Source organism: Arthrobacter sp. C152 (assembly GCF_054890965.1).
This window is the reverse complement of sequence record NZ_JBTZSU010000010.1, coordinates 97,706-124,516: the sequence shown is the minus strand read 5'-3', so window position 1 is coordinate 124,516 and position 26,811 is coordinate 97,706. Positions and strand designations below refer to the sequence as shown.

Here is a 26,811-nt window from a genome sequence, read left to right as displayed (position 1 = left end):
ACCTCAGCCGGCACAAGCCGCCTGATCAACTGTCCACGACTTGCGGGCAACCCCAGGCGAAGCTGAAGGCGTTCAGGTGGAGTTGGTTGCCGAGCCGGACAACCCGTACGACTCCAATGCCATCAGTGTTCGGTGGAGAGGCCGGGTGCTTGGTTATCTCAGTCGTGAGGACGCTCCTCGCTATAAACAACCAATCAGGAGAATCATCGCCAGCGGACTCGTCGCTGCAACCACCGCTCGCATGTGGGGCTACGACGACGGCGCCCAGTTTCGTGCACGCGTCACCGTTGCGCTGCCAGAACCGGAACTGATCACTCCGCTCAACGAGGCCACCACGGGCGTGACCACTCTCTTACCGTGGGGATCAGGAATTCAGGTCCTGAAGGAAGAGAACCACTTCGACATACTGTCCAGCCACGTCCCAACTGACGGTCGAGGCCTCCTGCTGGTCAGCCTGCACAAAGAGATCAACACGTTGAAGAACGGCACGCAGCGCCCGTTTGTCGAGGTACGTCTCGACGGCAAACGGGTCGGGGAACTCAGCAACGTCACCTCAGCACACCTGCTCCCGCTCCTCGAACACACCGAGGCAGTCGGTGAGACCGCCGTAGCCTACGCCAAGATCACGGGTTCTGCCCTCGCTGCACAGCTCGTCCTCCACGCCGCTAAAGCCACCGAGATCAGCAACGATTGGCTTTCCAAGGGACCGCACCCTGCCCCGAAGCTCCTCCCACTGGCCGCGAACTACAAAGTCCCGGCCGCCTACGCGAAGTAGGGAAAACAAGCTAAGAAATCCCAAAAGAGGAGTGTGGACAATGTCCACACTCCCGGCCACGGACTAGCCTCGGACTAGCCCGTACTGTCTCTGAATGGGCCACGGATTCCGCATGTTTTCGTGGATTCCGAGTGTTTTCAAGGGCTGGAATACGGTTCGAGTCCCACCTCGGGCACGACGTTTCCCCTCGTCAGAGGCGATTTTGCTTTGACGTGTTGACAAAGCTTGCGCTGTGGCGCCTCTGACGCTGTGGGTGCGGGCTTGAGCCTGGCTGCCGCAGAGCCTATGCAGGTATGGGGTGGCGGGTTTAAGTCCCTGGCTAGTGAGACTTCCGTGTGCTGAGCTGGGGTTATCTGGTTCCTCGTTCCCGTTCTGCTGGGTGGGCCGGTATTGGCCTACACCTATTCATGTGCCGGGGGAGCGGGGACGACATGACCGTGCATTTTTGGTCATGCCGTTGCCGGGAGGCCGATCCAGGACCGGGAGATGGCCTTTGCCCTTTCCTTTGTCCTGCCAAAATCGGCGTATACATTGTCCACACATAAGTCTGATATACCGTGGACGTGAGAAATGAGTTCGCTGTGAGGTTGTGTAAGACGTCGGGCATCGTGTTCAAAACGCCTTTTTCGGCGGCCGCATCTTACGAGCTTTTACGGACAGTCTGAGTCAGGTTGACGGGGTAGCAAACAGCCACGTGTCGGCATCCGGCGCGGGCCGAATGTCCCTGGAGCCACCCCTAGGAGACTGCTGAACTACTTTATGGGGCTGGTACTGGCGTTGAGGTGCCGGGACCGGCCCCCTTCTTTGTGGGTGGGGGATTTGGGCTGAGGCATTTGGAGGCGGTCGTTGGCCTCTGTTGCCTGTGACGGGTTGTGGGTGGTGTCTTGGCTGCGGGCAAGAGTTCCGCTCCTGGTTCCCGGGTTCAAGCAATGGCCCAGGATCCCTGTTCGCTGGTGAGTCCGAGCTTCAGGAGGCGTCGCAGGTTGAGTCCGGCGATCCGTAGTTGGAGCCAGGCGTTGTTCCGTTTGATGCCTCGGTGGGAAGGCGTCGGTTGCCTCGAGTGAGCCAGGCGATAGAGCGTTCGACCATGGGCCTGTGCGTGCGGTAGTCGTCCGGGAAGGCCGGGTTCTTGGCGCGTTGGCGGTGTTCGCGCTGCAGCGCGTCGTGTTCGTGCAGTTCGAGCTTGCGTCCCCGCGGGGAGGTAGTGCAGCGGGCCCGGAGCGGGCAGCGGATGCATGCGGCGCCGAACGTGACCCGCCGTTTGGCGGTGATCCTGCGCGTGAGCCCGTTCGGGCAGGTCGCGGTGCCGGCTGCTTCATTGACGGTAAAGTCATCAAGAGTGAACCCGCCCCCAACCGCAGGACGGACCGGCCAGGGTTTGATCACCGGGGTATAGCCGGCGGCCTCGAGGGCGGCGAGCATCTCTCCCGATCCGTAGGCCGAGTCGGCCAGGACCTGGACGCCGGTGCCGTTGATCGTGGGATCCATGCCGATCAACCGGGCCCCGACTGCCCCGTCGCTGTTCTCCGGGCCAGAGGCTTTGGTCAGTTCCGCGGCGGTGATCAGCCCGGTATCGGGTTCGATCACGATGTGGGCCTTGTATCCGTCCTGCTGCCGGGACTGGGTCTTGTGAGCGTGCCGGGCGTCCGGGTCCACGGTGGAGATCATCCGATCCGGGGCGACTTTCCGGGCGATCCGCCACCGCCCGTCGATCCCATCGGAGTCCTCGGCCGGTTCCACGTCCTGCCCGGCGACAAGGGCCAGCAACGCGTAGGCATCAGCGGCTTTGGCCTCCAGCGGTTCGGGATCGACCGCGGCCAGCAGGGCCCGGGCATCGGTCACCAGCACGGAGATCAGCCCGTCCCTGGCGGCCGGGTCGTCCCAGGCGATGTCGGGTTTGCCCGTGCGGGTGTAGTCATGCCCTCTCGCGTGGGTGGCCACGAGTTCCTGCCCTCGAGGGATGTCACGGCCGAACCGGCGGATCCCGGCGATCAGTTGCATGATGGTGTCCTGCCTCGCCACTGCATCGTCCAGGACAGTTGAGTCCATCGCCCTTCGGCGCTTGCCCTTCAATGCCCCGGGTTTCCGCGACAACTTCGGCGATCGCCTCCATGATCCGGTGCGGATTGGACGACCCGGCAAGACGGCGCCGACAGTACGTCAGCGTGCTCGGGTGAAATGCGGTATCGGCCAGCCGTTGTCCAGTAGTTGACACATCAGGACTCCACGAGTCCGACGACCTTAGCAAATCTGCGGCCAAAGTTAGTGGGCCGTATGTAGCCCTTATCAAAACCAAGGGTTTGATCCTCGTTCAACAGCACGGCCAGCCGGTTGGCTTCGGGCCTCTTCATTGCCCAGTCGTATGCCTCCCCTGCCGTCAGATGTTTGCTGTAGTCCACTTCCACCAGTCCCAAACGAATCCAGTTGTCGACAAAGGTGGCGAGCTCCGGATTCTCCGCAGGCTGACGGGTGTCCTCGTCGATTACCTGCATTACATGCTTCTGGAGTGTCGATGAGCCTTCCTGGCCGTTTGTAACGCGGTGGAAGGAAACGATGGCCTGAGGATAATCCTCCGGCAATATGTAGCGAAGGAAGGTTGCTTCCTTCGAGCTCAGCTGCTTTATCACCTCGACGAAGGATGGGTGGGCCTGCTCGTTGCGGCGGTCGTCCGATGCAGTAGCGAGGAGGTTTAGATACATCTCCTTGAGATTCGGCTCGTCAAGACTGAAGCCGAGTTGCTGCATTGCGGGGGCGGCCATCGACGCTTTGGGCGCCACGAGGTGCTCCTCCGGCACGTCCTTCAGCTTTTGGCCCATATCCTGTGCGAACTGACCCTCAGGCTCGAAGTATCTATTGGCAACGCCGAACAGCTTGGCGATAGGGAGATACATCTGCGTCATGATCGCTTGCCGGATAGCGACCCTCTTGGCGTAGTTGTCGGAGGCATCCGCCATGTAAGGGGAATCTTTTGCTCCCTCGCGAAGCTCCCTGTTGACAGCCTTTCGCTCTTCAGCCGCCTCTTTGCCAACGTGTTCGACTACTTTGCCCACCATTGCCGCCCCAGCGACCTCTGCACCTGTCATGCTTTCGATCCTAGCCGTGGGGTCTGACATTGTGCCGCGTGCTGTCGGTGCCCACTGCTACGCTTCCGGCATGGGGATGATTCAGAAGTTCATTGCCGCTTTTCGAGGCGAAGTCGAGGTTGACGCGGTGCCGGAAGTGCGGCGGTCGACGGAGCCGGTTCCGGCGGTTTCTTTACCGTCGGGGGCGGTCACTAGCGAACCGCTTCCATCGCCGGAGCCGCAAGCGCCGCCGATGCCGCCCTACGCCGCCGCCGAGGAATCGAGGCCGGAGCAGGAGCCTACGCCGAAGGCCGCTGGCGTTAAGAAGGTCATTCTCGACGAGGCTGCCGTGTCCATCCTCGACCTCCGCGAGCTACCGTCGAGCCGGTTCCGGATCGTTGGCTCGGCGTACTGGGTTACCGACTCCGGCCGCTACAAGCATGGCGGGACGGAATACCTTCTCGTCCGCGAGCCGAAGAACAAGTGGGACGCCAACGCCGTCGCCGTGTATGGCAAGGGGCGCAAGATAGGTCCTATATGGGTGGACCTTCCAGCCATTCCTAAGTTCAGGGCTTTTGCCAAGACGATAGCGAAGACGGCGTAGTGCCCCGGCCCCCAAGACCGCCCTTTCTTGAACAGGTGGTTTGCAAGGGGTGCGGAATTGAGTTTGAGTCCCACCAGAAAAGCAGAGATTACTGTTCGAACCTTTGCGGGATCATGAGGCGGGCGGCGGCGGCCTCGTCGGGTTTTTGCTACGGATGTGGAGTCTATCGCTGGGCTGAGGTCAGTGGGGCGGGCCAGTCGCGGGCAGACTTTGTCGCGGAACACGAGGTTTGCCGTCGATCAATTCTGGACAAGAGGGGACGGTCCGATAATTGCCGGTGCGCCGAGTGCAAGCGCCGGAAAGGTATTACTGATGTTCTGTCAGTCCCGCCTTCTGTTCGTAAGCGCGGATCATCTAGTGGTCACAGCAAGCATAGGAAGTTTGTACTGGAACGGGACAACTACGTCTGCCAAGTCTGCGGGCTTCCTACCTATCCCAACGCCAGGCTATCCGACGACCAGTACCCGACGCTGGACCATATAGCGTCCGTTGCCGTGTTCGGACGAGACGACGATCCGGAGAATCTCAGGACCGCCCACCGCTGGTGCAACATCATGCTCGGGGACGGGATGTATGCCGACGCGGAAGCTGTCGGCGCCGCCGCCAGGACAAGGTTCAGCCAGCGGAGCAGCCACACCATCACTTCTGACGGGCTAGGGTTTACGGGGTGAGTATTGGGGAACTGTTTACCGCACCCGACTGGGGCACAGTACCGGACTGGCTGGCGGCGGCCGGGACAGTTTCCGCCGTTGTATTGGCGCTCAGGTTGGCGAGGCGGGACAGCAAGCGGTTGGAGACGGAACGCCAGGAAGCAATGGCTGATCGTCAGTCATTCCGAGAGCAGCGAGTCGCTGAGGCTGAAGCGCGGAAGAGAGGCCTTGCCGCAAAGGTCTCGCTGGTAGCCAAGAAGACAACCTTGAGCATGCTGCCCGACGCTGGCGTACCTCGGCAGGTGATCAACTGGAGCGTTCACAACAACGGAGACGAGCCGATTTCAATGGTGTCGATCGTGCAGAGGTTGCATCCGGAAGCACCCGGGGCAGACCAATCTGCGACTGAACTTAGCTATACCTGGCCGATGATCGAGCCCGGCGGAACCCGCGAGTGGAACACGGACGTCTATCGGGACCCGCAGGACTTCGAGTACCAACGGGAGGTTCAGTTTACGGACGGGACGGGCCAGCGGTGGCAGCGCAAGGAGTTTGGAGCGATGCGGACGATTGATCCGGGCGATGAGGACGCTCCCCCGTTCGTCATGTTTCCTGCCTGAAAGCGCAGACGCAAAAAGCCCCTCCATTGAGCCGATGGGGGAAGGCGTGAAGGGGCTTTTGCAGCGGCGCCGAGGTCTCGCGTCTCCGCAGCGGGGACGGCTACCGCGTCTCAAGTTGACTAGTCGGCGTTACTAGAAGGATCAGTGGAAGTAATGGCCGATAAGCCACCGGTTGATGGAATTTCCCGCGGCTACAGTTACATTTCTGCTTACATAGCCCTTATGGACGTCAATTGCGGCCTGATCCCAAGGGTTACCTTTCCACTGGCAAACCGCGTCGTTGGCATCGCAATACGATTTCATGAAGTGGAACTGCTCTTGTGCGGGTGTCCAGATGACGTCTCCGTTCCCCAGCGCAGCGGCTGCACCGCCCGCTAGAAGGCCAGATATAAACCAAGAAAACGTTCCCTGGTTCAGGCTCCGTGCGGGGACGTAGTCGCTAACGGAATTAACTTGATAGCCGGAAAACCTCGGGTCAGCGAAGAGTACCAGGCCGTCAAGCCGGCCTCGCCACCGGTCTAATCCTGCTCCCGCTACAAGTGTGTTCCATACCTGATGGACCACGTCCGCCCCCTGCGAATAACCTGCCAAGACGAGATGCTCGTTTGGGCACTTGTTCAAATGATCCGTAACGTAGCTTGATAAATAGTTCTTACCGAGTTGGACGCTGTAGTAGTAGGTACTGCCATAGCCTTGCGGGCCGTCTTGGCCTACCGGTACGGCGTCATACTGAATGCCATGTGAGCTCACGTCCACGCCGATGGCATGCAGTTGTGCGTAAATGGTTTTGTAGAAACTATCCACCTCATTCCCCATACCAAAGGGCCCATTCGAGAGATTGTGTGGGTCGAACTCCCAGGCTTCCCCTGATCCCCGGACTCCAACGACCCTCAGTTGGGCGCATCTATCCTGTTCGTTGATAGCCGGCGGCGCAGTAGGGGGCGCCGCAGCCCCACATTGTGGGATACCGGGTGTGTAGGCTCCGTTTCGCCCCGTTGTGGACGTGTAGTAGTCGGTGATGTACCAGCCATTCGATAGCCGGTCCCATACGTCGGTCGGGGTGCCGGGAAGCCCTACGCCGACTAACGTCCCCTTGGTCTGACAGGCAATGTCGATGGCTTGGCCGTTGTAGAGCTTGCCTACGGCTGCATATCCCGTTCCCGGGCCGGAGCGTGCGTTGACGCCGAGTGAGCCAACAATGACGTGATAGCCGGTGACGGCTTGCGCTGGAACCGCGGATAGGACCGTGGCGACGAATGCGACTGCGGCAATGCAGGCGGCCCAAGCTACCGGTCGGGTTCGCTTGTGGATGTTCCTACTGTCGGTCCTTGGGGGACGTTCTGCATGGGTAGGCCCGCGAAACGGGCGCTTTCGTTTTTGCATCGAGAGTGCTTTCTGTGAGCGTCCCTTGCGGTAGACACTTGCCGATGGGAGCGGCGGAGCCGCTCGGTGGCTTGTGGATTACCTGCAAAAGCGGCGCGGCTAATTTCAGGCGCGTTTGCTTAGCGCCGCCTCCTCCTGCAATCGGAGGGCTATGACCAAGGACTGAGTCTCCCGTGGGATCAGATTGCTCTCGTCGGCCTACCCTCGTCAATGGAGGTAGTCCCCCCTTTGCGTGCCCCTAAGGAGACAGTTCAAAAGATCGTCCCCTTAGTAGGTTGCAGAGTCAGCTCTGGAGTGCGGCGTAAACAGGCCCTTGTGGAACGCTGTGGCTTTCTGTCAGGCGGGAAAAGCTCGAATTGCAATTGTGCAACTTATCAGGCGTGTTCAATACAAAGCCGCCGGATCGGCGGCGCCCTCGCCGTTGCGGTCTTAGGCGCGCTCACCACAACATCGGCCGGTTTTTATGATGGCAGCAACTCAGCCTCATCATCACAGCGGTCATTGCAGTGCTCGCTACCGGCGCAGCCTTGGCTCTGAAGTCGCCCACCGCTGATCACCGCTGACGAAACCAACCGAAGGAAACGCAATGGCGAGCACAGATTTTGCGGATCTCTGCCCCCTAGTCCAAACGTCGCGAATTGAAGATTCTGTCAACTAGGGGTGCGGGTTGCAGTGTCGCTGCAAGTCACCCCGCTTGGGCATCCTCAGCGTGTGCCCAAGCGCGGTCGGTTAAGTCCAGTGCACGATCTCCCGAAGCGCTGGTGGATGGCCAGTGGAAAGCGGTCCGTTGCTATGCGGTTTACTTGGGACTGCCGACGGCCTGGTCTGCGAGTTCCGCCGGGGTCAGAACCCTGTCCGGAGAAGGCATTGTCTCGGATCATTTCCAGAAGCCGTTCGTTGGTGCCTCATACCTGTGCTGCGCCCATGCCGCTATTGCCGGCAGTCCGGGCAGGCTGTTTTGCCGCTTCAATAACGATCTTTCCGTCCTCGCTGAAGTCAGAGTTCCCAAGTATATGGGCAAGACCGACCGTCTTTGCCGGAGGATGGGAGACCCCCTTTGTTGGACTACCATTTGGACCATGACTTCAGGAAAAGCTCTCGCACTTGGTGGCACCCTTTTCACAGCGGGTGCTGGTATTTCCGCAAGTTTTGGTGTCATGAATATGCAAGCACGAGAGTCTTTTTGGTCGCTCCCTGTTCTTGTGGGAGCTGCGCTTGCAGTGCTCGGTCTTGTTTTCCTTATCATTGGGACCTTTGTGCATGAATCACCGAACTCACCCTCCCTTACCATGCTGAGGCAGCGAGGCGGAAACGACTCCCGCAACTTCCAAGCTGGTGGCAACATGTCGATTACCAATGAGGACAAGGCTTGAAACTCTCGCAGAAGAGCGGTCCCAACTCAACGAATTATCAGGCGCAGGGGAACATCACTGTCCAGGCAGGCTGGAGCGCAGCGGAAGTAGCGAGCTTTGTAGAGCGTCTCAGATGGCTCGCCCCGAAGGGCGCGGCGGAGGCAGCAGCACCCGATCTGAGCCCTTTCCGCAAAGTTATCTATCAACTGGCACGAACTCTAACTGACGGGCAGCCCGCAAGCTTCACTGCAAATGATCTCGGCGTCTTGGTTCGATCTGACAGAATCAGTGCAGTAGTCGCCAAGTTCCCCGAAGACACTACAGACTTGGAGGCGGCACTCCGAATCCTCAAGCACCATGCTCGGGACGCTGCTCTCACAGAGCTGAGTGACGCGCTTCTCGAATCGATTAAAACGACAGGTGGCGTCCTCAGGGAAGCGGAGTCGGTATATGCGGCATACAAGGCAGGGAAACGCTTCGACGCGCGGCTTCCGGATGAAGAATTGGCAACCTATGCCGATCGTATTGAAGGACTTTACTGGGATGGAAGCAAGCTACTAAACGGAACAATCGGAGCTGCCCGAGCGGTGCGAGGTGAAATCGAGAACAATTACACCTCCGAGATATCGGCATCCGTTACAGCCCCGAGCCGCGCCCTTAGCCCCGTTCAATCCCCGATGGCGATACCCGGTCTGCCACCTTCCAGTAATATCGCAGACCGCACTATTCCAAACCGGACGCCGAATGCCCCGGCAAACTGGAGCATCCAACAGGGCAAAGACATGATCAGCTTCAAACTCACCAATACCGGTAACGGGGACGCTAGCGGCATCAGCCTCGAACCAGGGGACGGTGCCCCTAACATTGACGGAATCGATTCTTGGCGATCTATTCCCGCCGGGCAGTCGGTTGAATTCCGCATCCCAACAGAAGCGCGACGGGACATCGACGGCGTGCGGTTCTTCATTCGGTGGGACGACGGCGTGCAGCTTCGCCGCGAGAGGATAATCCCCGTTGTACGGTCCTTGGCTGAGTGACCGATACGTTCTCGTTAATCTAACCTTGGGATGGGTGGACTGTCGCGGCCCGGTCCGAATACACCTGCTCCACCTGCAGCGAGCCTGGGCACAGATTTCGTCTCGCGATCAGGACTGCTTGCTCCAATTAAGCTTGTCCGTCTCCTCCATGCGGTGAGCCCGGCAAAGGTAGCGGAGGTTCTTCACGTCATAACGGAGATCCGGATTAGAACCCCGCTTCTTGATGAGGTCGATGTTGAGGTTGGTAGTGACAGAGCAGCCCGGTTTGCTGCACACGTGGCCGTACTTCTTGTCCAGGTATGGCGATGAAGCCCGAGCAAGCAGCCCAGCTGACGGGCGTCGTTCCCTTCCCCAACATCGTGTATCGCGGAGCGGACGGCGCGGCTTTCATTGACAAAGGGAAAACCCCAAGAGCGGGGACAAATTAGACGGCGCGGCTAACGTGTGGGTGCCGCTTCAACTGGAAGGCAGGCGGGCGGCGAGCTGCCGTACTCACCGTCGGCATTAGAGATCTCGCCTCTGACCACCAGGCGGAGCGGGACGCGGATCCCAGTGGCCCGAACTCCTGCTCCACCTGGCCTAAGTCAGTAGTTGACCGCTATAACCGTGAGGGCATACCGCTGAACTAGCCGATTCCGTTGATGCCCTGTTGGATCATGGCATTCAGGGCATCAACGCCGTTCTGGACTGTTCCCGTCGCGGCAAGTTCCATCAGCTTCATGGGCAGCTTCATGGGCAAGGCCTTCACTTGTCCGCCGCTCGGTGCCGATGACTGAACTTCTTCTACTTCGCCAACGATGACCTTGGTGGCAGCAGCGACATCCTCTCCGACACCGATAACCTGCGGGTGCATCATCGTACGGACGAGCCCGAGAATCCGCTCCACTTCCTCGACCTGACTTTACGTAAGCGTGTTGGACTGCGTGACGTTGCTGCTGTTCTGTGCCCAGTTAAAGGCGCCGTTGTTGTTGATGTTGTAGATGTCCCCGCCCTGGTGCTGGCGGATGAAGCGCTTTCTCCCCCGTCGATGAACGCCAGCCCTTGTTCGTAATGTTCGGACGAACCAGCCCACCACCCGAAGGCAGCCGTGCCTTCGAGAAGGCCAATACCGACGAAACCAATCGGCCGAACGTAGTCCCCTCTGAAGGCAAGAACCGCGCCCCCAGCATGGAAGCTACACAAAGGATAAATCCGGTCGTAAGGTGAAAAGCTGCTGGGCGGACATCTGCCTCTTACTGTGCGCCCGGACCTCGACTTCTTCAATACCTAGAGTGCGTCCACAGAGTGTCAGCCCCGGTCGGTACGCTTAGACCGTGACGACTTCCAGTGATCCGTTTCCCCCAGGCGCAAAAGCCTTTCTGAGTGAGTTCAGCGCCAGGCTTTCCGAGATGCCCGACTACAGCAAGATGGTCGAACCGCTTGCCTTACAGCTCTCCAAGAGCGTGGCAAGTTATAGGGCAGCCATCTACCCTCAGGACCAGCTGTCGCTTCAGACTTCCGGCATCTACAGCATGGTAAAGACGCTTCAGGACTCCCTAGCCACTATGGGTCCCACTATCAACAGCGACGGCACGTTGGCTCTCGCCCTTCAGATGCAGTCGACTATCGGTGCTGCCACGAAGTTCCTGGCCGATTCCGTTGATACTTCGGGACTCAGTTCCGTCCTGGCTGATGCAGCCACGTTCCGGGGCCAGCTCGGTGACCAGGATGACGTAGAAGAGTTGACCGAAGACTTCTTCGCCCGCCACCCTGACTTGGCAGAATCCATTGAAGAGGCGCCGGCTTTTGCTACCCTTTCGACCGCCGAACGCCACCTGATCGTATGGTTCGTGCGCATCGTCGTGGTCATGACAATCACCGGCTTCATCTTGAACATCACGGAGGAGTACCCGGACATCGACAAGATATTCGCGGGACTCGGTATCGGCGGCGGGCTGCAGGCTGGCAAGAAAGTCTCCCAGTTCACTGCCAAAGTCCTAGACAAGCTGCCACAAGAAAAGGCGCAGTAGTTACTTCATGAGCGAAACAGATCAGGTAACTAAGGCAGCTCGTCCCTGGCAATGGCCCGGCGAGTGGTTCAGGGATGAGAAGTTCTGGCGTGATGTAGGTTCCCGCACGCTCTCTGGCCTTATCGTCCTCTTCTTCGGCTACTGGGCGGCACTTCTTCTCGGCTTCATCAAGTCGCCGGACAACTTCAAGAATGCCTTCTACGTAACCGGCGTCGCCCTGATGGTAATCGCCACGGTCATCTGGAATGAAAAGAAACCGACGCATCCACTCCGCCAAAAGATCCAGGCACGCTTCCCGGTGTTGACCGGAAAGGTCGGTGCAGCAGTCGCCTATCTCCTAGCCTTCATTATCCAGACCGGGATACTTTTCGTGATCACGATGATCGGGCTCATTATCCTTCGCCTGATCTTCACAGGAGCTGCGGCGCTCCTCGGCATCGAGCCTAAGTTCTAGTGAACCACTAGCCCTTCTCTCCCCACTACGGGACTCCTGCGCGAGTCATCGCGTCCAGTCTGGCGGCCCTTGATGGGTAGACGATCGCTGCAGTCGCCTACTTCGTACCTTCCAACTTTCAGGCGCGGGAAACCTCCCGACATGAATCGCAGTTACACGGCACCAGGATCGATGTCACTCCTCCTGGTGCATCTTGTCACGCCTACCCCCCTAGCTCAGTGGTAGAGCGCGTTCTTGGTAAGAACGAGGTCACCGGATCGATTCCGGTGGGGGGCTCTGGATGAGGGCCTGTATCAGGGCGGTTTAGGCCGGCTGACGCAGGCTTTTCTCATCCATGGCGGTGTAGCTCAGTTGGTTAGAGCGCACGACTCATAATCGTGAGGTCGGGAGATCGAGCCTCCCCACCGCTACATAAAAGCAGGCCAGAGGCATCCAGCCTCTGGCCTGCTTTTGGTTTAGCGTGCAAACACGGCAGGGGTCTGGCCGTGCCGGGGTAGTCCGTTCCTACAGCGTCGACACCAGCTTATAGTTGCTGAACCGGGTGTTCTGCAGACCGGCTGCCCCAGGGCCACGAGCGTCTTTCCCGAGCTCGTGCACCTCTTGGTTCAGCGAGAACATCTGCGCAATGGGATCGAGCGTCGTCGAGAACTCAAAAGCTTCATAGACCGCCGCATCGAGTTCATCGTGCAGGTCTTTCAGCTTGTTCTTTCCGGCAGTGCGCAGGGAGTTGTACTGCTTCGCCAGAGTAATCCCGCTATTCAAATATCCCACGCGGAGTTCGACGATCGCAGCCATAGCCCGCGCGACCCTTTCCACTGCGACGGCTGTCGGGTTTTGGGGCCAAGCGAAGCTGTCGAAGACCGTCGTCGACGTGTAGCGAAGGCGGGTCTCCAGTGTGGAGCACCGTTCGACCAGCCACTGACGGTGGAGGGCGGACTGCAAGATGCCCATTGAATAGTCATCATCAAAGGCGAACGCCTGAGCTGAATCACCGAGCCGCAGAGACGAGTCGACAAAGGTGAAGACCGACATCCGCTTATCACTAGCAACTCGCGTGACTGCAATGTAGCGATCCAGGGGAGCAATGGCTTCAAGCATGTCCGCGCGACGGTAGTTCAACTGCCACCAGGAGTTCAGGAAGCCTTCGTGGTGTCGGTTGACGCGCGCCTTCGGGTTGGCGGCCAGGACCTCGCTATTGCGGTCTGCTTCTTCCTTGGCACGGGCTTCCTTAAGTGGCAGAACCAGATGGCGGAGGTGTGCCATGGCGGACGGGTACCTGGCATCTGCCTTGATGCTGTCCGTCTCGTCGATATCAACGACCCACCGAATCGGTCCCATCGCGTGCAGGATCTCGTCACCGCCCAGGAACGGGTGGACGACGGGAGCGGAGTCGATCATGAGTCTCTGGGCGACCTTGCGGTCAGCTTCCTCGATGATGTAGCCGTCAGTCACGCCGGGAGTCTGGCCCTGGAAGAAGACCTTTGGCTTCTTATTCACAGCCAGGGAGTGCGCCTTACGCAGGTCGATTTCCGGAGACAGCGACGGGGTGATCTCTGGCAGTTCAAGGCGGACGTTGCCCTCTTCGAGCCAGAGGACCTTGGTCTCCGGAACCTTGACGCTGTGGCCGTCCTTGACCCAGTTGACGATGGAGACTGAGACGCCCGCTTCACCGGACCACGGCTCGTTGGAAACGGCATCCGTGATGATGCCGCCGTTATCGACGATGTAACCAAGGGAAGATTCCCGTGAAGCGTTCTGCCGGATGGTGTTCGTCGCGACAAAGCCAGCCCGTCCGCCCGGCTCCAGGCGGTCGTGAGCCAGTGGGAACCAGTAGCAGACGAAGTCGGCCACGCCTGCAACCTTCGGATGCGCCTGAGTCACCTTATTGGTATAGACGGCGCCGAGATCCTTGACCATCTTGCGCCGGCCAAGATACGGCGGGTTGCCGATGATGGCGTCCACTTTAGGCCACACCGTAAACAGGGCGTCAGCTGCCTTGATCGAACCGTCCAGGTTCTCCAGCGGTAGCACTTCCGGTGCGTCGTGCAACTCGTCGGAGCTCAGCTTCTTCGCGAGCATCATGGTTACCTTGGCGATTTCAACCGCGAAGGGATTGATGTCAAAGCCGTAGAAGTGATCTGTAGAGACAAACGACGCCAGCGACTGCGCAGCAAGTGCACCGCTGCGGCGCCGGTCGGCGATTAGGTCATGGGCCTCTTTTTCAAGGCGGCGAAGCTCGCGGTAGGCGACGTAGAGGAAGTTGCCCGATCCACAGGCCGGGTCAAGCACCCGGAAATTCGATAAGGCAAACAGTTCCTTTTCGAGGGCTTCTATGCTGCCTTTTGCCGCGTCGAGTCGTTGACGCCATGGCGTCACGATAGTCGGGATGACCACCTTGGCGATGTCCGCGGGGGAGGTGAAGTGAGCGCCGCTTGCATGGCGCTCGCCGTCTTCCATCGAGCCTTCAAACAGGGTGCCAAAGATTTCGGGACGCACGTCAGACCAGCGCTCCGACGCGGCGGCCCGCATAAGGTCGAGTTCTTCATCGGTCAGTTCGAGCGGGATAATGTCAGCGAACAAGCCACCATTGAAGTACGGGGTGCCCTTGAAACGGCCACCAGGCGTGTTACCTGGAGTGTTCATCTCCCGGAACAACCCAAAGATCGTGTCGTAGGCGTCAACGCCACTCTTAGCCTCACGCAGGAGCTTGGAGTAGGCGTCTTGCGGCATTAGCCCGATATCTTCAGCGAACATGGCCATGACCGACTGGAGACAGAAACGCTGCGCGGCATTGCGTTCGATGCCGCGGCCATGCAGGGAACGGAAGACCTTGGCAACCTTGCCCGCCGCCGCGCGGGTAACCGCAACGAGGTCGTTCTGGAACACAGGCTCGGTGTCGACCGGATGCATGAAGCCGAGGACACTGGAACGCTGCGCTAGGTCTTTGAGCAGGACCTTGTCGACGGGTTCTTCAATCTGGTTCTCGAAGTCATAAATCCAGAACTCATCAAAGTTGCAAAGGACCACGTAGCGCGGCCGGTTAGGAACGGCCACCATCCAGTAGTCGAACGCCTGGCGGAAGTGCCGCGACAGGTCTTGCCCGGCCTTTTTCATCTCGATAAGGACGCGGGGTTTCCACATGAGATCGGCGAAGGCCGTGCCCTTGCTGTCCAGCTTCTTGACGCGCTGTTCAAGCGTGGCACCAGCTTCTCTCAGACCCTCGTGACCAAAGGCTTGAAACAAGCGCTCACAGAAGATCTGGGCCTCACCCTTTTCATCACCCGTCAAATTTTGCATGCGGTAGGTAAAAAGTGCTTCGAGGTTACGACGCAGCTCGTCAGGAGAAAGGTTTGGCAAAGGATGACCCCCGGTACAAAATTCAAAGTCGTCGATAAGCTCGCGACCAGAGTTCATCCTAATGCTGAAGGTTCTCACTGCCCTTCCATGCCACGTATGTTTAGCCGACCAGCTTGGTATGACAGAGGCCTTAGAGTTTTTTCCATGCCTCCAGTCCGTCTTCATTTCCAGCCTCTGGTCACGTTATCCACCGAATCAGATGATCCGGTGCCTCCAACGGAGCAACTCGAGCTCGTCCACAAAGAGGTTGACCGTCAGCGTGCAGCCATCGCTGCCCGAAGAAACGCTATGCACACACGAGCTGCCGTCCTGGTCACCGCAGCCGGCATCTTGGCGACGATCCAGACGACAAGTTTGCAGAACGGCTGGCAATTCATCAGCGTCGCCCTGTCTGTGGTGGCTGCAGCCGTCGGTCTCTGGACCATGTGGCCTGCAGGCGGTGATGAGAGCGACCCCAAGGACCTCCTCGACAAGTACCTGACGGTAGAGCCATTCCAGGTTCAGCACCGCATCGTGATGGACGGCATCCAGGCGTTGAGCGGAGAAATGACGCTGCTCGATAAGATTGCTCTGCGACTAATGATCGGTTACAGCATCCTCCTCGGTGTGTGGCTATCAATGGTTGTAATTGCTGGGCTGCACGCATGCGGTTGTATCTAGGAGGAAACCCCAATGGCTGACAAGAAGAAGAGCGACAAGCCCAAGTACGAAGTACCCCGTAACGAGATCCCGACGACCATCAGGAAGTCGCACTTCAGCGCGGACGAGACCACGACAACGAAGCTCTACGGCGTTACAAATCCACCGCGGCAGGATAAGAAGAAGGACTAGCTAGAAAGAGAAGGGCTCCAGCAGCGGGGCTCTTTTGGTGCCGCCAATAAAGGGAAAGAGAGCCCGGTTTGGCTCTCCTTCCCTTTAGACAGGCCTTGCCCTTTAACGCTTGCCTTTGTCGTAGCATTCAGGACAGACTTTTGTTGACCGGAGGCCTCCGTGGTAGCCGCCGCAGTGCTTACATTTGAAGTTTGCACCCTTTTCCGTCGAGGAATCCTGTGCCATGAGTTGCCCCCTCAGATATGAACGAATATCACAAAAATTACATTAGGATACAGGGCAAATATGAACAAGCACTTGACCCTAAGGCGTGGAAAGAAAGAGGGGAGTGCCACTTATTCATCGTTCCTTCCCCGGGCCTCGTCGCCCCTACTTAAGCTGCAGCAGGGACCGTGGGAGCAACGTGATACTCTCGTCGGGCTAGCCGTCGACGCGCTGGAGGGTGTAGCAGGTGCCCACCTTCTTGCGCCGGCCGTGGTCCTCTCGGACCGCGGGTCTCAGTTCTGTCACGCCGGTTCGTTGAATCACATTGTCTCGCTGCGGGCTCACCCGATCGAGGGGCAGCGTCGGTATGTGCGCGGACAATGACGCGTACGAGTGGTTCTTAATTCCTGTTGCAGAAGAACTTCCTTGCCCTCAGTCGTGGCTCAAGAGGCGTCTGGCGATCACGACTTAGATCGAGCGGACCAATCACCGTCGGCGTCGCAAAAGACGGCTGCCAAAGTCACGGCCATCGAATATGAAAGAAGTTAATGGCCCCGCTCACCGCCCTAAGAATCGATGTCGCGAAAGGCAGGGGCAGCCTCGGCCTCTTTTTGATGGCCACGACGGGGCAGAGGTAGCTAAGACTTGGAGGCCTGGTGTTTCCGTCTAATGTGAGCCCACCAGGTACGCTGATCGGGAAGACTCTGACCATCCAACTTTCCTCTGCTCTCCTCGTCGACGCCGCCTAGAAATGCCTCAAGCCGTCAAAAACTCAAGGACGCTGGGGCAGCAATAGGCGGCTATCGACTGGGCGCGATATTTCATCCAGGATGAAGTTGGCATCTCCCTCACGACGTGTGACACTGAGGGCGTAAGCGAATTTTCCACGGGGGCACAATCGATGAGTCCCGCGGCGAGGGGCTCCAGGGCCTCGACGAAAATCCCGAGCGCCCGCGACCCGCACTCAGCGATTATCAGGGCCTCTTAGAGCCACACCGGTAGCAAGACTTGAACCCGCCGCCGTTTTCCTGGCCACAAGAGCATGTCCAGTCCTTCCAGCGGGTGTGAGCCTCGGAGGCTGTCGCGTTGAAGTTGTTGCATTTGCTGCACTGATAGCGGCTGTCATTGTTGCTCGTCCGGCAACGATCACAGGTCCAGCTCATCGTTTCCTCCTACGGTGTTTGGCCAGTTAGAAGTGATTCAGATCCATCCCGGACTTTAGTGGGCCTGCCACACGGAACACGGATAGCTAGCCAGCCCGAACATACGATTCGTATTCAAGCTTGGCCAGCGCAAGGGCTCGCGCTAAATTATTGATTGCTACGGGTTCGGAGAACTTCGACAGGAGAGCGGCTCGCATCATGAAGCCGTCGCCGAAGGAAATGAGTCCTACGGCGTTGGAGTTTTCACAGGCTGCCAATGCGAACCCCAGGTGGTCCTCCTGGACCCTCGAGAGCAGCATAACGAACTCGGGATTCACGCGGATGGTGACGATCATCTCGGCGTCCTCGCCCGCAAAGACCGACGAGTCAGGGATGCGGGTCTTGATCCTGAATGTGCCCTCATCAAGCTTGTCGGAAATCTGAATATCTTCATCATTCCTGAGGAAGAGTTCAATCGTATTGGCATCGATCATGCTAAATCCCCCATTTGGTTACAACGTTTGTTTGAGCAACATTCAGATCTCATCCTCGCGATAGCCACACGCTAACAGGGCGAATGATTCGCGTCGAGTGTCAAGTCAAATTAGTGAATTATTACGCGCACCTGGAAGTTCGCGTCCGTTTTCAACATAGTTTTCAGTCGCGAGACGGGGGCCTAGGGGTGAACTGAAAGATGAAAGCTGTTCCCGCAATGGACAGCCGGGAGTTGCGGACCGCTTCTTCATGTGGTTCATCAAGTCAAGATACGTGGCTACGGCCGTTTTCCAAGTTAATGTGGAAGGGCCAAGCGATGTGACGGGGCATCTCCCGAACTACTTGCAGGCATTCGACAAGTCGGATCACGAATGGGTTGCCGTGTACTTGTAGGGAGACGGCGAAGTGATTTTCGATTCTTTGGACTCTGACTGGTCCGAACATGCCGACAACATGCTCCGGGCAGGAATCAATGTTTGCGAGTTGGGCTAAAAGTGCCCGGGCCTCCTTTTGTCGGCGGTGAACACAGCGTCACCTTCCTCATAGCGGTTGCCTAATTTGCCGTGGTGTCCCGTCTCGTCGATATCACCTTCCCGAGACGGGGTGAGTTCACCGAGACTCAGCCGCTGATCGTGTCTCCTAATCCGGTCTCACAGCGGCGGTCCATGAAGGATGTTCCTGAGAATGACGGCCACCTCTTCGGGAGATGGCCTGCGCGATGGCCGAGGGATTACCGACTGCTCTTGCTAAAAGACCGGACGGGTCAGCGATTGGGCGCTGAAGTCAGTCCTCAAGCCATCTGGCTAAGTCTTCAAGCTGCGCCCTGAGTTCGACCCACGGTTGGTTGAGGTCGAGCGTCCGAGCGCCGATCCGGTTGCCCTGAATCAATACATCCAAGTCTGGCTGTACAGGAGCGTCGGTACGTGCGTACAGCAGCAGGCCGCTGACCGATCCGTCGTGGTTCACGTCGGCGTTCTTTACGTAGGTCAGCACCTGGTAGAGGTTCGCCGAATGTATCGTCGCCTTTCCCCACATGCCGACCTGCATTGATCGGCTGTAGTACTTTGCGTCGACGATCAGCGTCCGCCGTCCACGGCGCAGCGTGACATCGGTGCGCATTGCCGGGAGCTGCTCGGCTCCGAGCGCCCTCGTCTCATCGAAGTCCCAGGCAACGCTCGACGCGGCGGGGGAGAACTCGGGGTGGTGGGCGGCGTAATAGCTGCGCAGGAAGCGCTCGTACAGGCTGCTCATCGCGTCGTCAGACACCCATGAAGCGAGCTTTGCTGCACCTGCAGCCTTGGTGGGCAGGAGTCCGCGCACGACCAGCTCGCAGACACCGAGCAGCAGCCGGTACGAGGAGTTGGCACGGTGGTAGGTGAGCCCATTCCAGCGGATCGAAGTCGGCGGGACCAGCGTGACCGCGTCCAAGTATGGCAGGAGCCGACGCAGCGCATCCCTGCGCGGCGTGGAGACCTCCCCGTGGCGGATGAGGAGGACTATGACCGACTTCAGTGCCTGGTTGTAGGGCGTGTCGGGTTCATACTCGTCGAACTCGCACACCAGCCTGCCCCGGACCTTGGAGCGGGTGGCCACGGTCCGGGCGACGTCGATGCGGCCGCGCACGGTGGCTAAGTCGTCGCTGCGCCGCAGGTAGTCGCGGTGGAGGCCGCGCTTAACCTGTGCGCCGGCGCCGCGCACGAGAATCTCCGCGAGCAGGTCGTGGAGGTGGTCGAAGGTCTCGGCCGCGATCCGGTCGCTCCCGTCGCTTTGGATCGCCCGGAAGGCGTAAGCCATCATCACGTAGACATTGCGTATGGCGATCGAGCGGTTGGTCATGTGAGCGCGGCCCGGAGCCTGACTGCCCATTCCTCGGCCGTAGCCGGTTCGTCGAACCAGTACTCGTCGAGGAGGGGGATGAGTTCGTCCTCAACGACCGAGTAGAGCCAGGTGTCCTCGCTGTCGCCGGCCGTGGGTCGCGAGAGGTAGCTGTGCCCGATCGCGAAGCCCTGGCCGAGTGCGGGGTCCGCGGCGATCGCCTTGTTGAGGTCGACGACCGCCGCGACGACGCTGTCGAGCGAAGGGCTGCCCGCATCTTGCTGCCAGCGGGTGAACCCCTCTGAGTCGAAGCCCGGCCCCATTTCGAAAAAGCCAAAGCGACGGCGCAGCGCGTAGTCAAGTACAGCGAGGCTGCGGTCGGCGGTGTTCATCATGCCGATGATGTGCACGTTGGAGGGAACGGAGAACGTTTCGTTCTTGTACAGGAGGCGGAGGTCTTGCCCGCGCTTGTCGGCTTCAATGAGCATAAGCAGCTCCCCGAAGATCTTGGAGATGTTGCCGCGATTGATCTCGTCGATGATGAAGAAGTACGGCCGGTCGGCGTCGTCGGCGCGGGCTTCTTCGCAGAACCGGTAGAACGGTCCTTCGGCGAGGACGAAGCCGGCCGTCTCTGTGGGGCGGTACCCCATCATAAAGTCTTCGTACGAGTAGCTTTGGTGGAACTGGACCATCTGGACGCGTCTAGGGTCCTTCTCGCCCATGATCGAATACGCCAGTCTCTTGGCGGCGAAGGTCTTCCCGACGCCCGGCGGGCCCGCGAGGATGACGTTCTTCTTGCGCGCCAGTAGGGAGCAGAGGCGCTCGTACCGTTCCTCGGGCAGGTAAACCTCCCTTAGGAATGCGGCCCGTCCTAAGGTGGCAGCGGCGCCGTCGTGGCGGGCAGGGCTGGCAGGTCCTCGCCGGTGACGAGCGCTTCGAGCTGCTCGACGTAGTCCTGATAGGGAGTGATGTCCGTGAGCGTCTTGAGTGCGGCGTTTCCCGGGTGATCCCAGGACCCGGTGTGCGTCCACTCCACAGAACGGACATGAATGTACGAGCCGCGGTCGGGCTCGAACCGGGCGGCGGAGGTGACCTCGCCACGCCCCAGGATCTCCTTTCGTCCGCGCTTGGCGAAGATGATGTCGCCCACGGCGATATCATGCTGGAACTGCCATACCGCGAGGACGTCGTTCCTCAGCGACCCGCCGGTTCCTTCGGGGTCGAGTGCTTGGCGTATCGCTTCACGGCTCGGGTAGGTGTTGAGGTCGTCGAGCTCGTCCCAGCCGATCGCCATGATGCCTTCGGATGAGAACCCCTCCCATTCCGATGCCTGCGCGCCGGGGGAGTAGAGCCAGTAGTGACGTGGACGGGGATCTCCCAGCTCAGCAGTCCCGGCATCTGACGAGGCGGGCTCGCTCCGGGATGGGTCCCAGAGCTGCGCCACCGCCGGCGTCCAGAAGTGGAACGGCCCCTCAACCTCGTCGCTGAGGGACGAGCGGATCGCGAGGAGGTCGCGATCGATCGAGGCCGGGTCGTTCCCCTTCGCACCGCCAATCCGATCGGCCAAGCCATTGCGTATCCTCGACTTCATCGGGGCCGATGAGATCGGTTCGAATGTGTCAGGGCGGGCGAGAAACTGCAGCGCGTTGCGAATGTCGGACCGGTCGTTGCCGGAAGCGAGCATGACGCGCTGCAGCTCCCACGGATCGGTGCGAGCGGCCGCGCGCTCCGCCTCCGCCAGCCCGTTCCAGTGGCGCACGAAGGTCGCGGCCCAGATGATGTGCCGCCACAGCGCGCCGTTGTACCCCATACCCCCTTCGAACCCTGCAGTCCCGGCGGGGCGGCCCAGCCAGGCCGACATCGGCTCCGGGATCGTCACGGGGGAGCGGAGGTGGGCCAGCACCCCCTCGACGTGGGCGCGCCGGGTCTGTGGCCTGGCCGAAAATAGCGGATGCTCGCGCAGGAACACGAGCTCGGCTGCGAGGAGCACCACCTCCCGGGACGCGCCCTCAAGCTGCTGGTCGAACTTGTCCCACTGGCGCTGATCAGCCCCGAGGATTGGGTTGTCCCCGATCCTCGAGCGCAGGTCCTCGGCCGCCTCGGCCGTCCAGATTGTCGCCGTCGGGTCGATTACAGACCGTCCGTCGCCGAGCATGTGCGCGATCACCTCACCGGCCTCACTAGCGATCGCCATGTCAGGTGCCGGCCGTGATGTCGTGACCCGAGCCTCTGCGTCGGTGTCGAAGTGTTTTTCGGGCATACCTGCATTCTGCCGGATTGGTGCCTGTACCGCGTGCAAGGCCGCGGCGGCAGCGCTCGTCAACTGGCCCGTCGGGCCAACCCCTGCACCGACACGGGAACTCCTCCGCCGGCCTTCTTCATGGCCGCTTCGTAGACTTTCGCGGCCGCGATCTTGTTCGCAAGCCTCTTGGACGTGACAACGGTGCCGGACGCGTACTCCTGCATGATGGTCGTGCCCATAGCGGGAGCCTTCGTACAAGCGCTGGTCCCAAACCGGCAACGGGTGACTGCGTCCGTGGCCTCCGTGATGGTATGCAGTGCCGTCGTTAATTCCGTGCGCGAAGATCTGCTGTGGCGCGGCATGTCGTGGCCGAGTTCGGAGAGGACTTCGCCCTCGGTTTTCTCTGGCCGCTGGCTGGCTTTGCCCTGTGGTACCTCGCTCAGCAGATCATCCTGCCCTCGGAGAGTGGCCGTTGGCGCTTTGTCCTTGGAGCGGCGATTGTCGGTGGCGGCTCCGCGGCAGCCGCATGGCACGGGAAGGGCCGACGTTGGACCTTGCTGCCGCACGTCCTCACCGACGCATGCGGGGTGTGGGCCGCTGAGTTCCGGCTGGGACGGGGAGCGGGGAGCGGGCTGCGAACCTGAGAGCATCATCGGAAGGGCCACTTCCTTCGGGCAAGGGCTGCAGCATTGAGACCGAAGGTCCTGCGCGGGGTGATCCTTGGATGTGTTGTAGGCGAGCGGACCAGGTACTGGGTGGCTCAAAAATAAGTGTGGACAATGTCCACACTTTTGGCTTCGGATCCGGTTCTAGCGCCATCGGACTGCTTCGAATTCCGTATGTTTCCGCGGGTTCCCAGTGATTTCAAGGCCGGGAATGTAGTTCGAGTCCCACCTCGGGCACAGTGTTTTGCCTCGTCAGAGGCGATTTTGCTTGGACGTGTGTACAAAGCTTGCGGTCGCGTCGTCTGACGGGTTGGGTTGCGGGCTGTGGCCTGGCTGCCGCGGAGCCTATTCAGGTGTGTGGGGTGACGGGGTCAGCGTCCTGGCTGGTGGGCGCTCCGCCTGCTGAGCTGGGGTTCTGTGGTTCCTCGTTCCGGTTCTATCGGGTGGGCGGGGGTGGCCTACACCTATTCATGTTCCGGTGGATTGGGAACGACATGACGTGCCCTCATCTTGATACACGGCCAGACGAAATAGGCGAAATGAGGGCGACGCAGAGAGCCAGGCTCGCGATTGTCCTGCCAAAGGGGGTGTGGACAGTGTCCACACCTATATCTGGTTTAACGGCCTTTTCTCGCGCACGTCTTGTCCTGCAGCGGCGCCCCCTCCCGCCAGTCCTTACAGCCGCCATGGTTGCTGCTTGTATCGTGTGCGGGGTGGCGGCACCCCTCTCACGCGGCAACTTCTCGCCGTGCCATCCGGAGAGGGTGCACCAGCCCTGTGGACGTGTTCCTTTTTTACGGCACGGCTACTTGCTGGCGCCGGCCGTGAGGCCTTCGCGCAGGGTTCGTTGGCCGAAGATGAAGACGACGAGTGCGGGCAGCATGGATAGGATCACGCCGGCGAGGACGACTGAGATGCTGCCGGTGCCGAGGTTGCCTTGGAGCGTGACCAGGCCGAGGGGAAGGGTGAAGTTCTGTTCGCTGATGGTGAGGATCAGCGGCCGGAAGAACTCGTTCCAGTGGAAGTTGAAGGCTAGGATCCCGACGATGGCCATGCCGGGGACCGCCAGGGGGACGTAGACCGAACGGAAGATCCGCCACGGTCCGGCACCATCCAGGGCTGCTGCTTCTGCGAAGTCGTTTGGCAGGCCCAGGAAGTACTGGCGCATCAGGAAGGTGCCGAATGCTGTGGGAATGGCCGGCAGGATCAGGGCCAGCAGGGTGTCGGACAGGCCCATGCCCCGGATCAGCATGAACACCGGGACGATGGTGACCTGCACCGGGACCATCATGGTGGCCAGCACCAGAGAGAAGATGGCGTTCTTGCCGCGGAAGTCCAAACGGGCGAAGGCATAGCCGGCCAGGGTGGCGGACGCCATCTGGCCGAGTGCGATCAGACCGGTCACCAGGGCGCTGTTCAGGACCAGGAGGCCGATGTTGATCTGCTTGAACACCTCCTGGTAGGCGGTGAAGTCGGGGGTGATGGGCAGGAAGGACGGTGGCAGGTTGAAGGATTCCGACGGCGTCCGCAGGGAGGTGGACAAGGTCCACAGGACAGGGCCGAGGGTCAGCGCAGCTGCCACGGCCAACGCCGCGTATCTGCCGACCGTGCCGGCTGCGGGCAAGCGGCGGTTGCGGTAGGGCTTAGGGGTAACCGGCGTTTCGGCGGTGGGACCGGAATGCTTGCCGGTCCCGGTCTGCAGGGTCGGGCTGGACATGGGGGACCTCACTGGTAGAAGACGAAGCGGCGGCTAAGGCGGAATTGCAGGGCGGTCACGGCAAGGATCAGTACGGTGAGTACCAGGCCGATGGCTGAGGCTTTGCCGAATTCCAGTTGCTGAAAGGCGGATTCGAAGATGACCATGACGGCGGTGCGGGTGGAATCGCCGGGACCACCGTTGGTCAGGACGTACGGCTGGTCGAAGACCTGCAGGGCGCTGATGATGGCCATGACGGAAGCCACGAGCACAGTGGGGCTGATCAGCGGAAGAGTCACGTTGCTGAACTGTTTCCAGCCCGTGGCGCCGTCCAGGTTCGCTGCTTCGTGCAGTTCTCTGGGGATGTTGGTGAGGGCGCCGAGGAAGAGCAGGAAGGAGAACCCGAAGTTTTGCCAGACGTAGACCAGGACGACGACGGCGGCGGATGCCGTGGGACTTGTCAGCCAGGGCACAGCGGGGATCCCGACGAGTGACAGGAGCCAGTTCACCACGCCGAACTGTTCGTTGAACATGTAACGCATGAAGATGGACACCGACGCGGCGGACAGGACCAGGGGGAAGAAAAAGGTGGAACGGAGGAACACCCTCAGCCAGGACGGCATCCTGGCCTGCAGCATGGCAGCCAGGCCAAGCGCGATGCCCAGTTGAAGGATGACCGCGACAACTACGAACCCGATGGTGTTGAGGAATGACACGCGGACGGTGGGGTCCTGCGCCAGTGAGGCGAAGTTGGCGAAACCGACGAACTCTGGTGCTGAAATGATGTCCCAGCGGAAGAAGGCCAGGACCAGCGACGCGATGATGGGCAGGAAGGTGAAGAGGGCCATCCCGAGCACGGTGGGAGCCAGGAAGATCCTCGCCAGCCATCGCTCGACAAAGGAGCGGCGCACGGCCGGTGGTTTCACCGTTGGCCGCGGGACGGTGGACGTGGTGGTCATGAGTTCCTCCTCAAGGCAAGTTCGAGGTCGCGTTGCAGGTTGCCCATCGCTGCCCGTACATCGGCGGAGCTGCCGCTGACCGCGGTGGAGACGTTCTTCATCAGGGCAGTCTCGACGGCGGCCTGCTGCGGCGGCGCGGGGATCGGGCCGGAGGTGGGGAACCTGTCCAGGGTGTCGTAGAAGACTTTCCAGTGCCGTGGCCCGGTGGCCGCGTAGAAGGACTCGTTGACCATCGAGCGGCGGGTGGGGGTGGTGTTCGGCTTGGGAATGGCCAGCTGCATCGCTTCGCGGGTGGAGCAGAACTTCACCCATTCCCATGCCGCGTCCTTGTCTTTGGCCGTGCGCATGATCGCGTAGCCGGCAGCGCCGAACTGGTGCCGCTGGGTCCGCCAGCGGGGGAAGAACTGCACATCGAATTGATCGGCGGTCATCCCGGCCTCGTGCAGGCCCTGCGCCCAGTAACCTCCTGCCGGGGTGGTGCCGATGCGGTTGTTGCCGAACAGGCCCACCAGGGCGTTGCCGCCCCCGGATTCGGGACGCACGCCGAGTCCTTCGGCTACGAGCTCGCGCAGGTAGTCGAAGGTCTCGACCACCCGCCGGTCCTCGGCGTTGGGGGCCAGCCATTGATATCCGCCGCCGCGGGTCGCCCGGGCAGGGTCGTTGGGGTAGAAGCGGTCCCAAAGCCAGTCGCCGCCGGGAGCCTTTGTTTCGGACAAGAAGCTGGTGTCGTTGGCGTAAAGCCACGGTACGACTCCGCCAAAAAGCCGGTTGGTCCAGTAGTACGGGGTGAAATCAGCTGGGCGGGCCTTGCGGAGGGCCCTCAACGTGGCGCTGAAGTCATCCTTCGTCCAATCGTCCTTTGGCCGATCAAGACCGGCCTGGGCAAAGGTGGTGGTATTCAGGTACATGTTCGCCGCATTCCAGTCCAGTGGAAGTTGGTACAGGCTTCCCTGGTACATGAAGGCTTCCAGCAGGCTGGGATGGACGTCGTCGAAGTAATCGCTCATCGCCGCGGCGTCCCGGCGGACATAACTGTCCAACGGCTCGGCCAGCTTGTCGGCGAAGAGCTGGGCTCCCTCGGTGGCGACATAAACAACATCCGGGGGTGTCCCGGCAGCCACCATGGTCAGGATCTTGGAAAAGAAGTCCTTCCAGTCCGCACCCTGAATCGCCTGCAGCTGTACGGGAATGTCAGGATGGGCGGCGGTAAAGGCCTGGATCAGGCCCTGGCGGCCCGCAGCATCCGCTGCCGTCCCCAGGATGGCGATGTTCAAGGCCTTGCTGCCCCGGCCTGGAATGTCAGCGCCGGTCAGCCGCGGCCAGGCGCCCACGGTCGTCCCCGCCACGGCGATCCCGGTCAGGCCCAGCATGGAACGCCGGGTCAGTTGTGCAAACCTGCCGCTGGACCGCAGCGCATGCGCAGGGGCTTGGTGCCCCGGTGTCTTTTCAGACGTCATTG

General features: G+C 60.4%; 23 protein-coding genes and 2 tRNA genes. 12 read left to right on the top strand and 13 right to left on the bottom strand.

Annotation, left to right across the window (positions count from 1 at the left end):
• Nucleotides 1-76: 76 nt before the first annotated feature.
• Entirely contained in the window at nucleotides 77-775 is a 699-nt protein-coding gene (locus ACYSM9_RS09955) for an HIRAN domain-containing protein (RefSeq protein ID WP_461856798.1), read from the top strand.
• A gap of 966 nt (nucleotides 776-1,741) precedes the next feature.
• Here the strand turns inward: ACYSM9_RS09955 and ACYSM9_RS09950 are convergent.
• Nucleotides 1,742-2,824, bottom strand: a complete 1,083-nt coding sequence (locus ACYSM9_RS09950) for a transposase (RefSeq protein ID WP_461856797.1) — start codon at nucleotides 2,822-2,824, stop codon at nucleotides 1,742-1,744.
• 167 nt (nucleotides 2,825-2,991) lie between these two features.
• The gene (locus ACYSM9_RS09945; protein WP_461856796.1) at nucleotides 2,992-3,858 is read right to left on the bottom strand and encodes a DUF4393 domain-containing protein; all 867 of its coding nucleotides are present in this window, start codon (nucleotides 3,856-3,858) and stop codon (nucleotides 2,992-2,994) included.
• Here ACYSM9_RS09945 and ACYSM9_RS09940 point away from each other — a divergent pair.
• The 3 genes from ACYSM9_RS09940 to ACYSM9_RS09930 all read left to right on the top strand — a co-directional run bounded on the left by ACYSM9_RS09940 (nucleotide 3,857) and on the right by ACYSM9_RS09930 (nucleotide 5,711).
• Nucleotides 3,857-4,441: an HIRAN domain-containing protein gene (locus ACYSM9_RS09940; RefSeq protein WP_461856795.1), complete on the top strand. Its 585-nt coding sequence runs from the start codon at nucleotides 3,857-3,859 to the stop codon at nucleotides 4,439-4,441. The genes ACYSM9_RS09945 and ACYSM9_RS09940 overlap by 2 nt on opposite strands.
• 113 nt (nucleotides 4,442-4,554) lie before the next feature.
• Nucleotides 4,555-5,112 (top strand): HNH endonuclease, encoded by a 558-nt coding sequence (locus tag ACYSM9_RS09935; RefSeq protein WP_461856804.1) that lies wholly within the window; start codon nucleotides 4,555-4,557, stop codon nucleotides 5,110-5,112.
• Nucleotides 5,109-5,711 carry a hypothetical protein gene (locus ACYSM9_RS09930; RefSeq protein WP_461856794.1) on the top strand — a complete coding sequence of 201 codons (603 nt, stop codon included), beginning with the start codon at nucleotides 5,109-5,111 and terminating at the stop codon, nucleotides 5,709-5,711. The genes ACYSM9_RS09935 and ACYSM9_RS09930 overlap by 4 nt, the downstream gene beginning before the upstream one ends.
• 141 nt (nucleotides 5,712-5,852) lie before the next feature.
• On the opposite strand, the gene ACYSM9_RS09925 is transcribed toward ACYSM9_RS09930, so the two are convergent.
• Nucleotides 5,853-6,515, bottom strand: coding sequence for a cutinase family protein (locus ACYSM9_RS09925; protein WP_461856793.1), 663 nt, complete (start codon nucleotides 6,513-6,515; stop codon nucleotides 5,853-5,855).
• 1,658 nt (nucleotides 6,516-8,173) lie between these two features.
• Here ACYSM9_RS09925 and ACYSM9_RS09920 point away from each other — a divergent pair.
• Nucleotides 8,174-8,467, top strand: coding sequence for a hypothetical protein (locus ACYSM9_RS09920; protein ID WP_461856792.1), 294 nt, complete (start codon nucleotides 8,174-8,176; stop codon nucleotides 8,465-8,467).
• Nucleotides 8,464-9,483: a hypothetical protein gene (locus ACYSM9_RS09915; RefSeq protein ID WP_461856791.1), complete on the top strand. Its 1,020-nt coding sequence runs from the start codon at nucleotides 8,464-8,466 to the stop codon at nucleotides 9,481-9,483. The genes ACYSM9_RS09920 and ACYSM9_RS09915 overlap by 4 nt, the downstream gene beginning before the upstream one ends.
• A gap of 625 nt (nucleotides 9,484-10,108) precedes the next feature.
• Here the strand turns inward: ACYSM9_RS09915 and ACYSM9_RS09910 are convergent.
• Entirely contained in the window at nucleotides 10,109-10,369 is a 261-nt protein-coding gene (locus tag ACYSM9_RS09910; protein ID WP_461856790.1) for a hypothetical protein, read from the bottom strand.
• 427 nt (nucleotides 10,370-10,796) lie between these two features.
• Here ACYSM9_RS09910 and ACYSM9_RS09905 point away from each other — a divergent pair, with 427 nt between their 5' ends.
• The 4 genes from ACYSM9_RS09905 (at nucleotide 10,797) to ACYSM9_RS09890 (ending at nucleotide 12,356) form a co-directional block, all read left to right on the top strand.
• Nucleotides 10,797-11,492: a hypothetical protein gene (locus tag ACYSM9_RS09905; protein WP_461856789.1), complete on the top strand. Its 696-nt coding sequence runs from the start codon at nucleotides 10,797-10,799 to the stop codon at nucleotides 11,490-11,492.
• Between the two features lie 7 nt (nucleotides 11,493-11,499).
• A complete protein-coding gene (locus ACYSM9_RS09900) occupies nucleotides 11,500-11,946 on the top strand; it encodes a hypothetical protein (protein WP_461856788.1) in 447 nt (148 codons plus the stop codon).
• Between the two features lie 205 nt (nucleotides 11,947-12,151).
• Nucleotides 12,152-12,222: transfer RNA gene (locus ACYSM9_RS09895), tRNA-Thr, on the top strand.
• Nucleotides 12,223-12,282: 60 nt separating this feature from the next.
• Nucleotides 12,283-12,356: transfer RNA gene (locus ACYSM9_RS09890), tRNA-Met, on the top strand.
• Between the two features lie 94 nt (nucleotides 12,357-12,450).
• Here the strand turns inward: ACYSM9_RS09890 and ACYSM9_RS09885 are convergent.
• The gene (locus tag ACYSM9_RS09885; protein ID WP_461856787.1) at nucleotides 12,451-15,381 is read right to left on the bottom strand and encodes a DNA methyltransferase; all 2,931 of its coding nucleotides are present in this window, start codon (nucleotides 15,379-15,381) and stop codon (nucleotides 12,451-12,453) included.
• Between the two features lie 210 nt (nucleotides 15,382-15,591).
• Between ACYSM9_RS09885 and ACYSM9_RS09880 the strand changes: the two genes are divergently transcribed.
• Nucleotides 15,592-15,963, top strand: coding sequence for a hypothetical protein (locus tag ACYSM9_RS09880; RefSeq protein WP_461856786.1), 372 nt, complete (start codon nucleotides 15,592-15,594; stop codon nucleotides 15,961-15,963).
• 12 nt (nucleotides 15,964-15,975) lie between these two features.
• Nucleotides 15,976-16,134, top strand: a complete 159-nt coding sequence (locus ACYSM9_RS09875) for a hypothetical protein (RefSeq protein ID WP_461856785.1) — start codon at nucleotides 15,976-15,978, stop codon at nucleotides 16,132-16,134.
• A 1,453-nt stretch (nucleotides 16,135-17,587) separates the two neighbouring features.
• Here ACYSM9_RS09875 and ACYSM9_RS09870 read toward each other — a convergent pair.
• The 8 genes from ACYSM9_RS09870 to ACYSM9_RS09835 all read right to left on the bottom strand — a co-directional run bounded on the left by ACYSM9_RS09870 (nucleotide 17,588) and on the right by ACYSM9_RS09835 (nucleotide 26,809).
• The gene (locus ACYSM9_RS09870; RefSeq protein ID WP_461856784.1) at nucleotides 17,588-17,974 is read right to left on the bottom strand and encodes a hypothetical protein; all 387 of its coding nucleotides are present in this window, start codon (nucleotides 17,972-17,974) and stop codon (nucleotides 17,588-17,590) included.
• A gap of 784 nt (nucleotides 17,975-18,758) precedes the next feature.
• On the bottom strand, nucleotides 18,759-19,811 hold the full coding sequence (gene mcrC / locus ACYSM9_RS09865; RefSeq protein WP_461856783.1) for a 5-methylcytosine-specific restriction endonuclease system specificity protein McrC: 1,053 nt from the start codon (nucleotides 19,809-19,811) through the stop codon (nucleotides 18,759-18,761).
• On the bottom strand, nucleotides 19,808-20,575 hold the full coding sequence (locus ACYSM9_RS09860) for an AAA family ATPase (protein WP_461856803.1): 768 nt from the start codon (nucleotides 20,573-20,575) through the stop codon (nucleotides 19,808-19,810). Before ACYSM9_RS09860 ends, mcrC begins: the two co-directional genes overlap by 4 nt.
• 86 nt (nucleotides 20,576-20,661) lie before the next feature.
• Nucleotides 20,662-22,050 (bottom strand): hypothetical protein, encoded by a 1,389-nt coding sequence (locus ACYSM9_RS09855; protein WP_461856782.1) that lies wholly within the window; start codon nucleotides 22,048-22,050, stop codon nucleotides 20,662-20,664.
• Nucleotides 22,051-22,109: 59 nt separating this feature from the next.
• Nucleotides 22,110-22,271, bottom strand: coding sequence for a hypothetical protein (locus tag ACYSM9_RS09850; RefSeq protein ID WP_461856781.1), 162 nt, complete (start codon nucleotides 22,269-22,271; stop codon nucleotides 22,110-22,112).
• A gap of 1,231 nt (nucleotides 22,272-23,502) precedes the next feature.
• Nucleotides 23,503-24,414 (bottom strand): carbohydrate ABC transporter permease, encoded by a 912-nt coding sequence (locus ACYSM9_RS09845; protein WP_461856780.1) that lies wholly within the window; start codon nucleotides 24,412-24,414, stop codon nucleotides 23,503-23,505.
• An 8-nt stretch (nucleotides 24,415-24,422) separates the two neighbouring features.
• Entirely contained in the window at nucleotides 24,423-25,352 is a 930-nt protein-coding gene (locus tag ACYSM9_RS09840) for a carbohydrate ABC transporter permease (RefSeq protein WP_461856779.1), read from the bottom strand.
• Entirely contained in the window at nucleotides 25,349-26,809 is a 1,461-nt protein-coding gene (locus ACYSM9_RS09835) for an extracellular solute-binding protein (protein WP_461856778.1), read from the bottom strand. Before ACYSM9_RS09835 ends, ACYSM9_RS09840 begins: the two co-directional genes overlap by 4 nt.
• Between the last annotated feature and the right edge of the window lie 2 nt (nucleotides 26,810-26,811).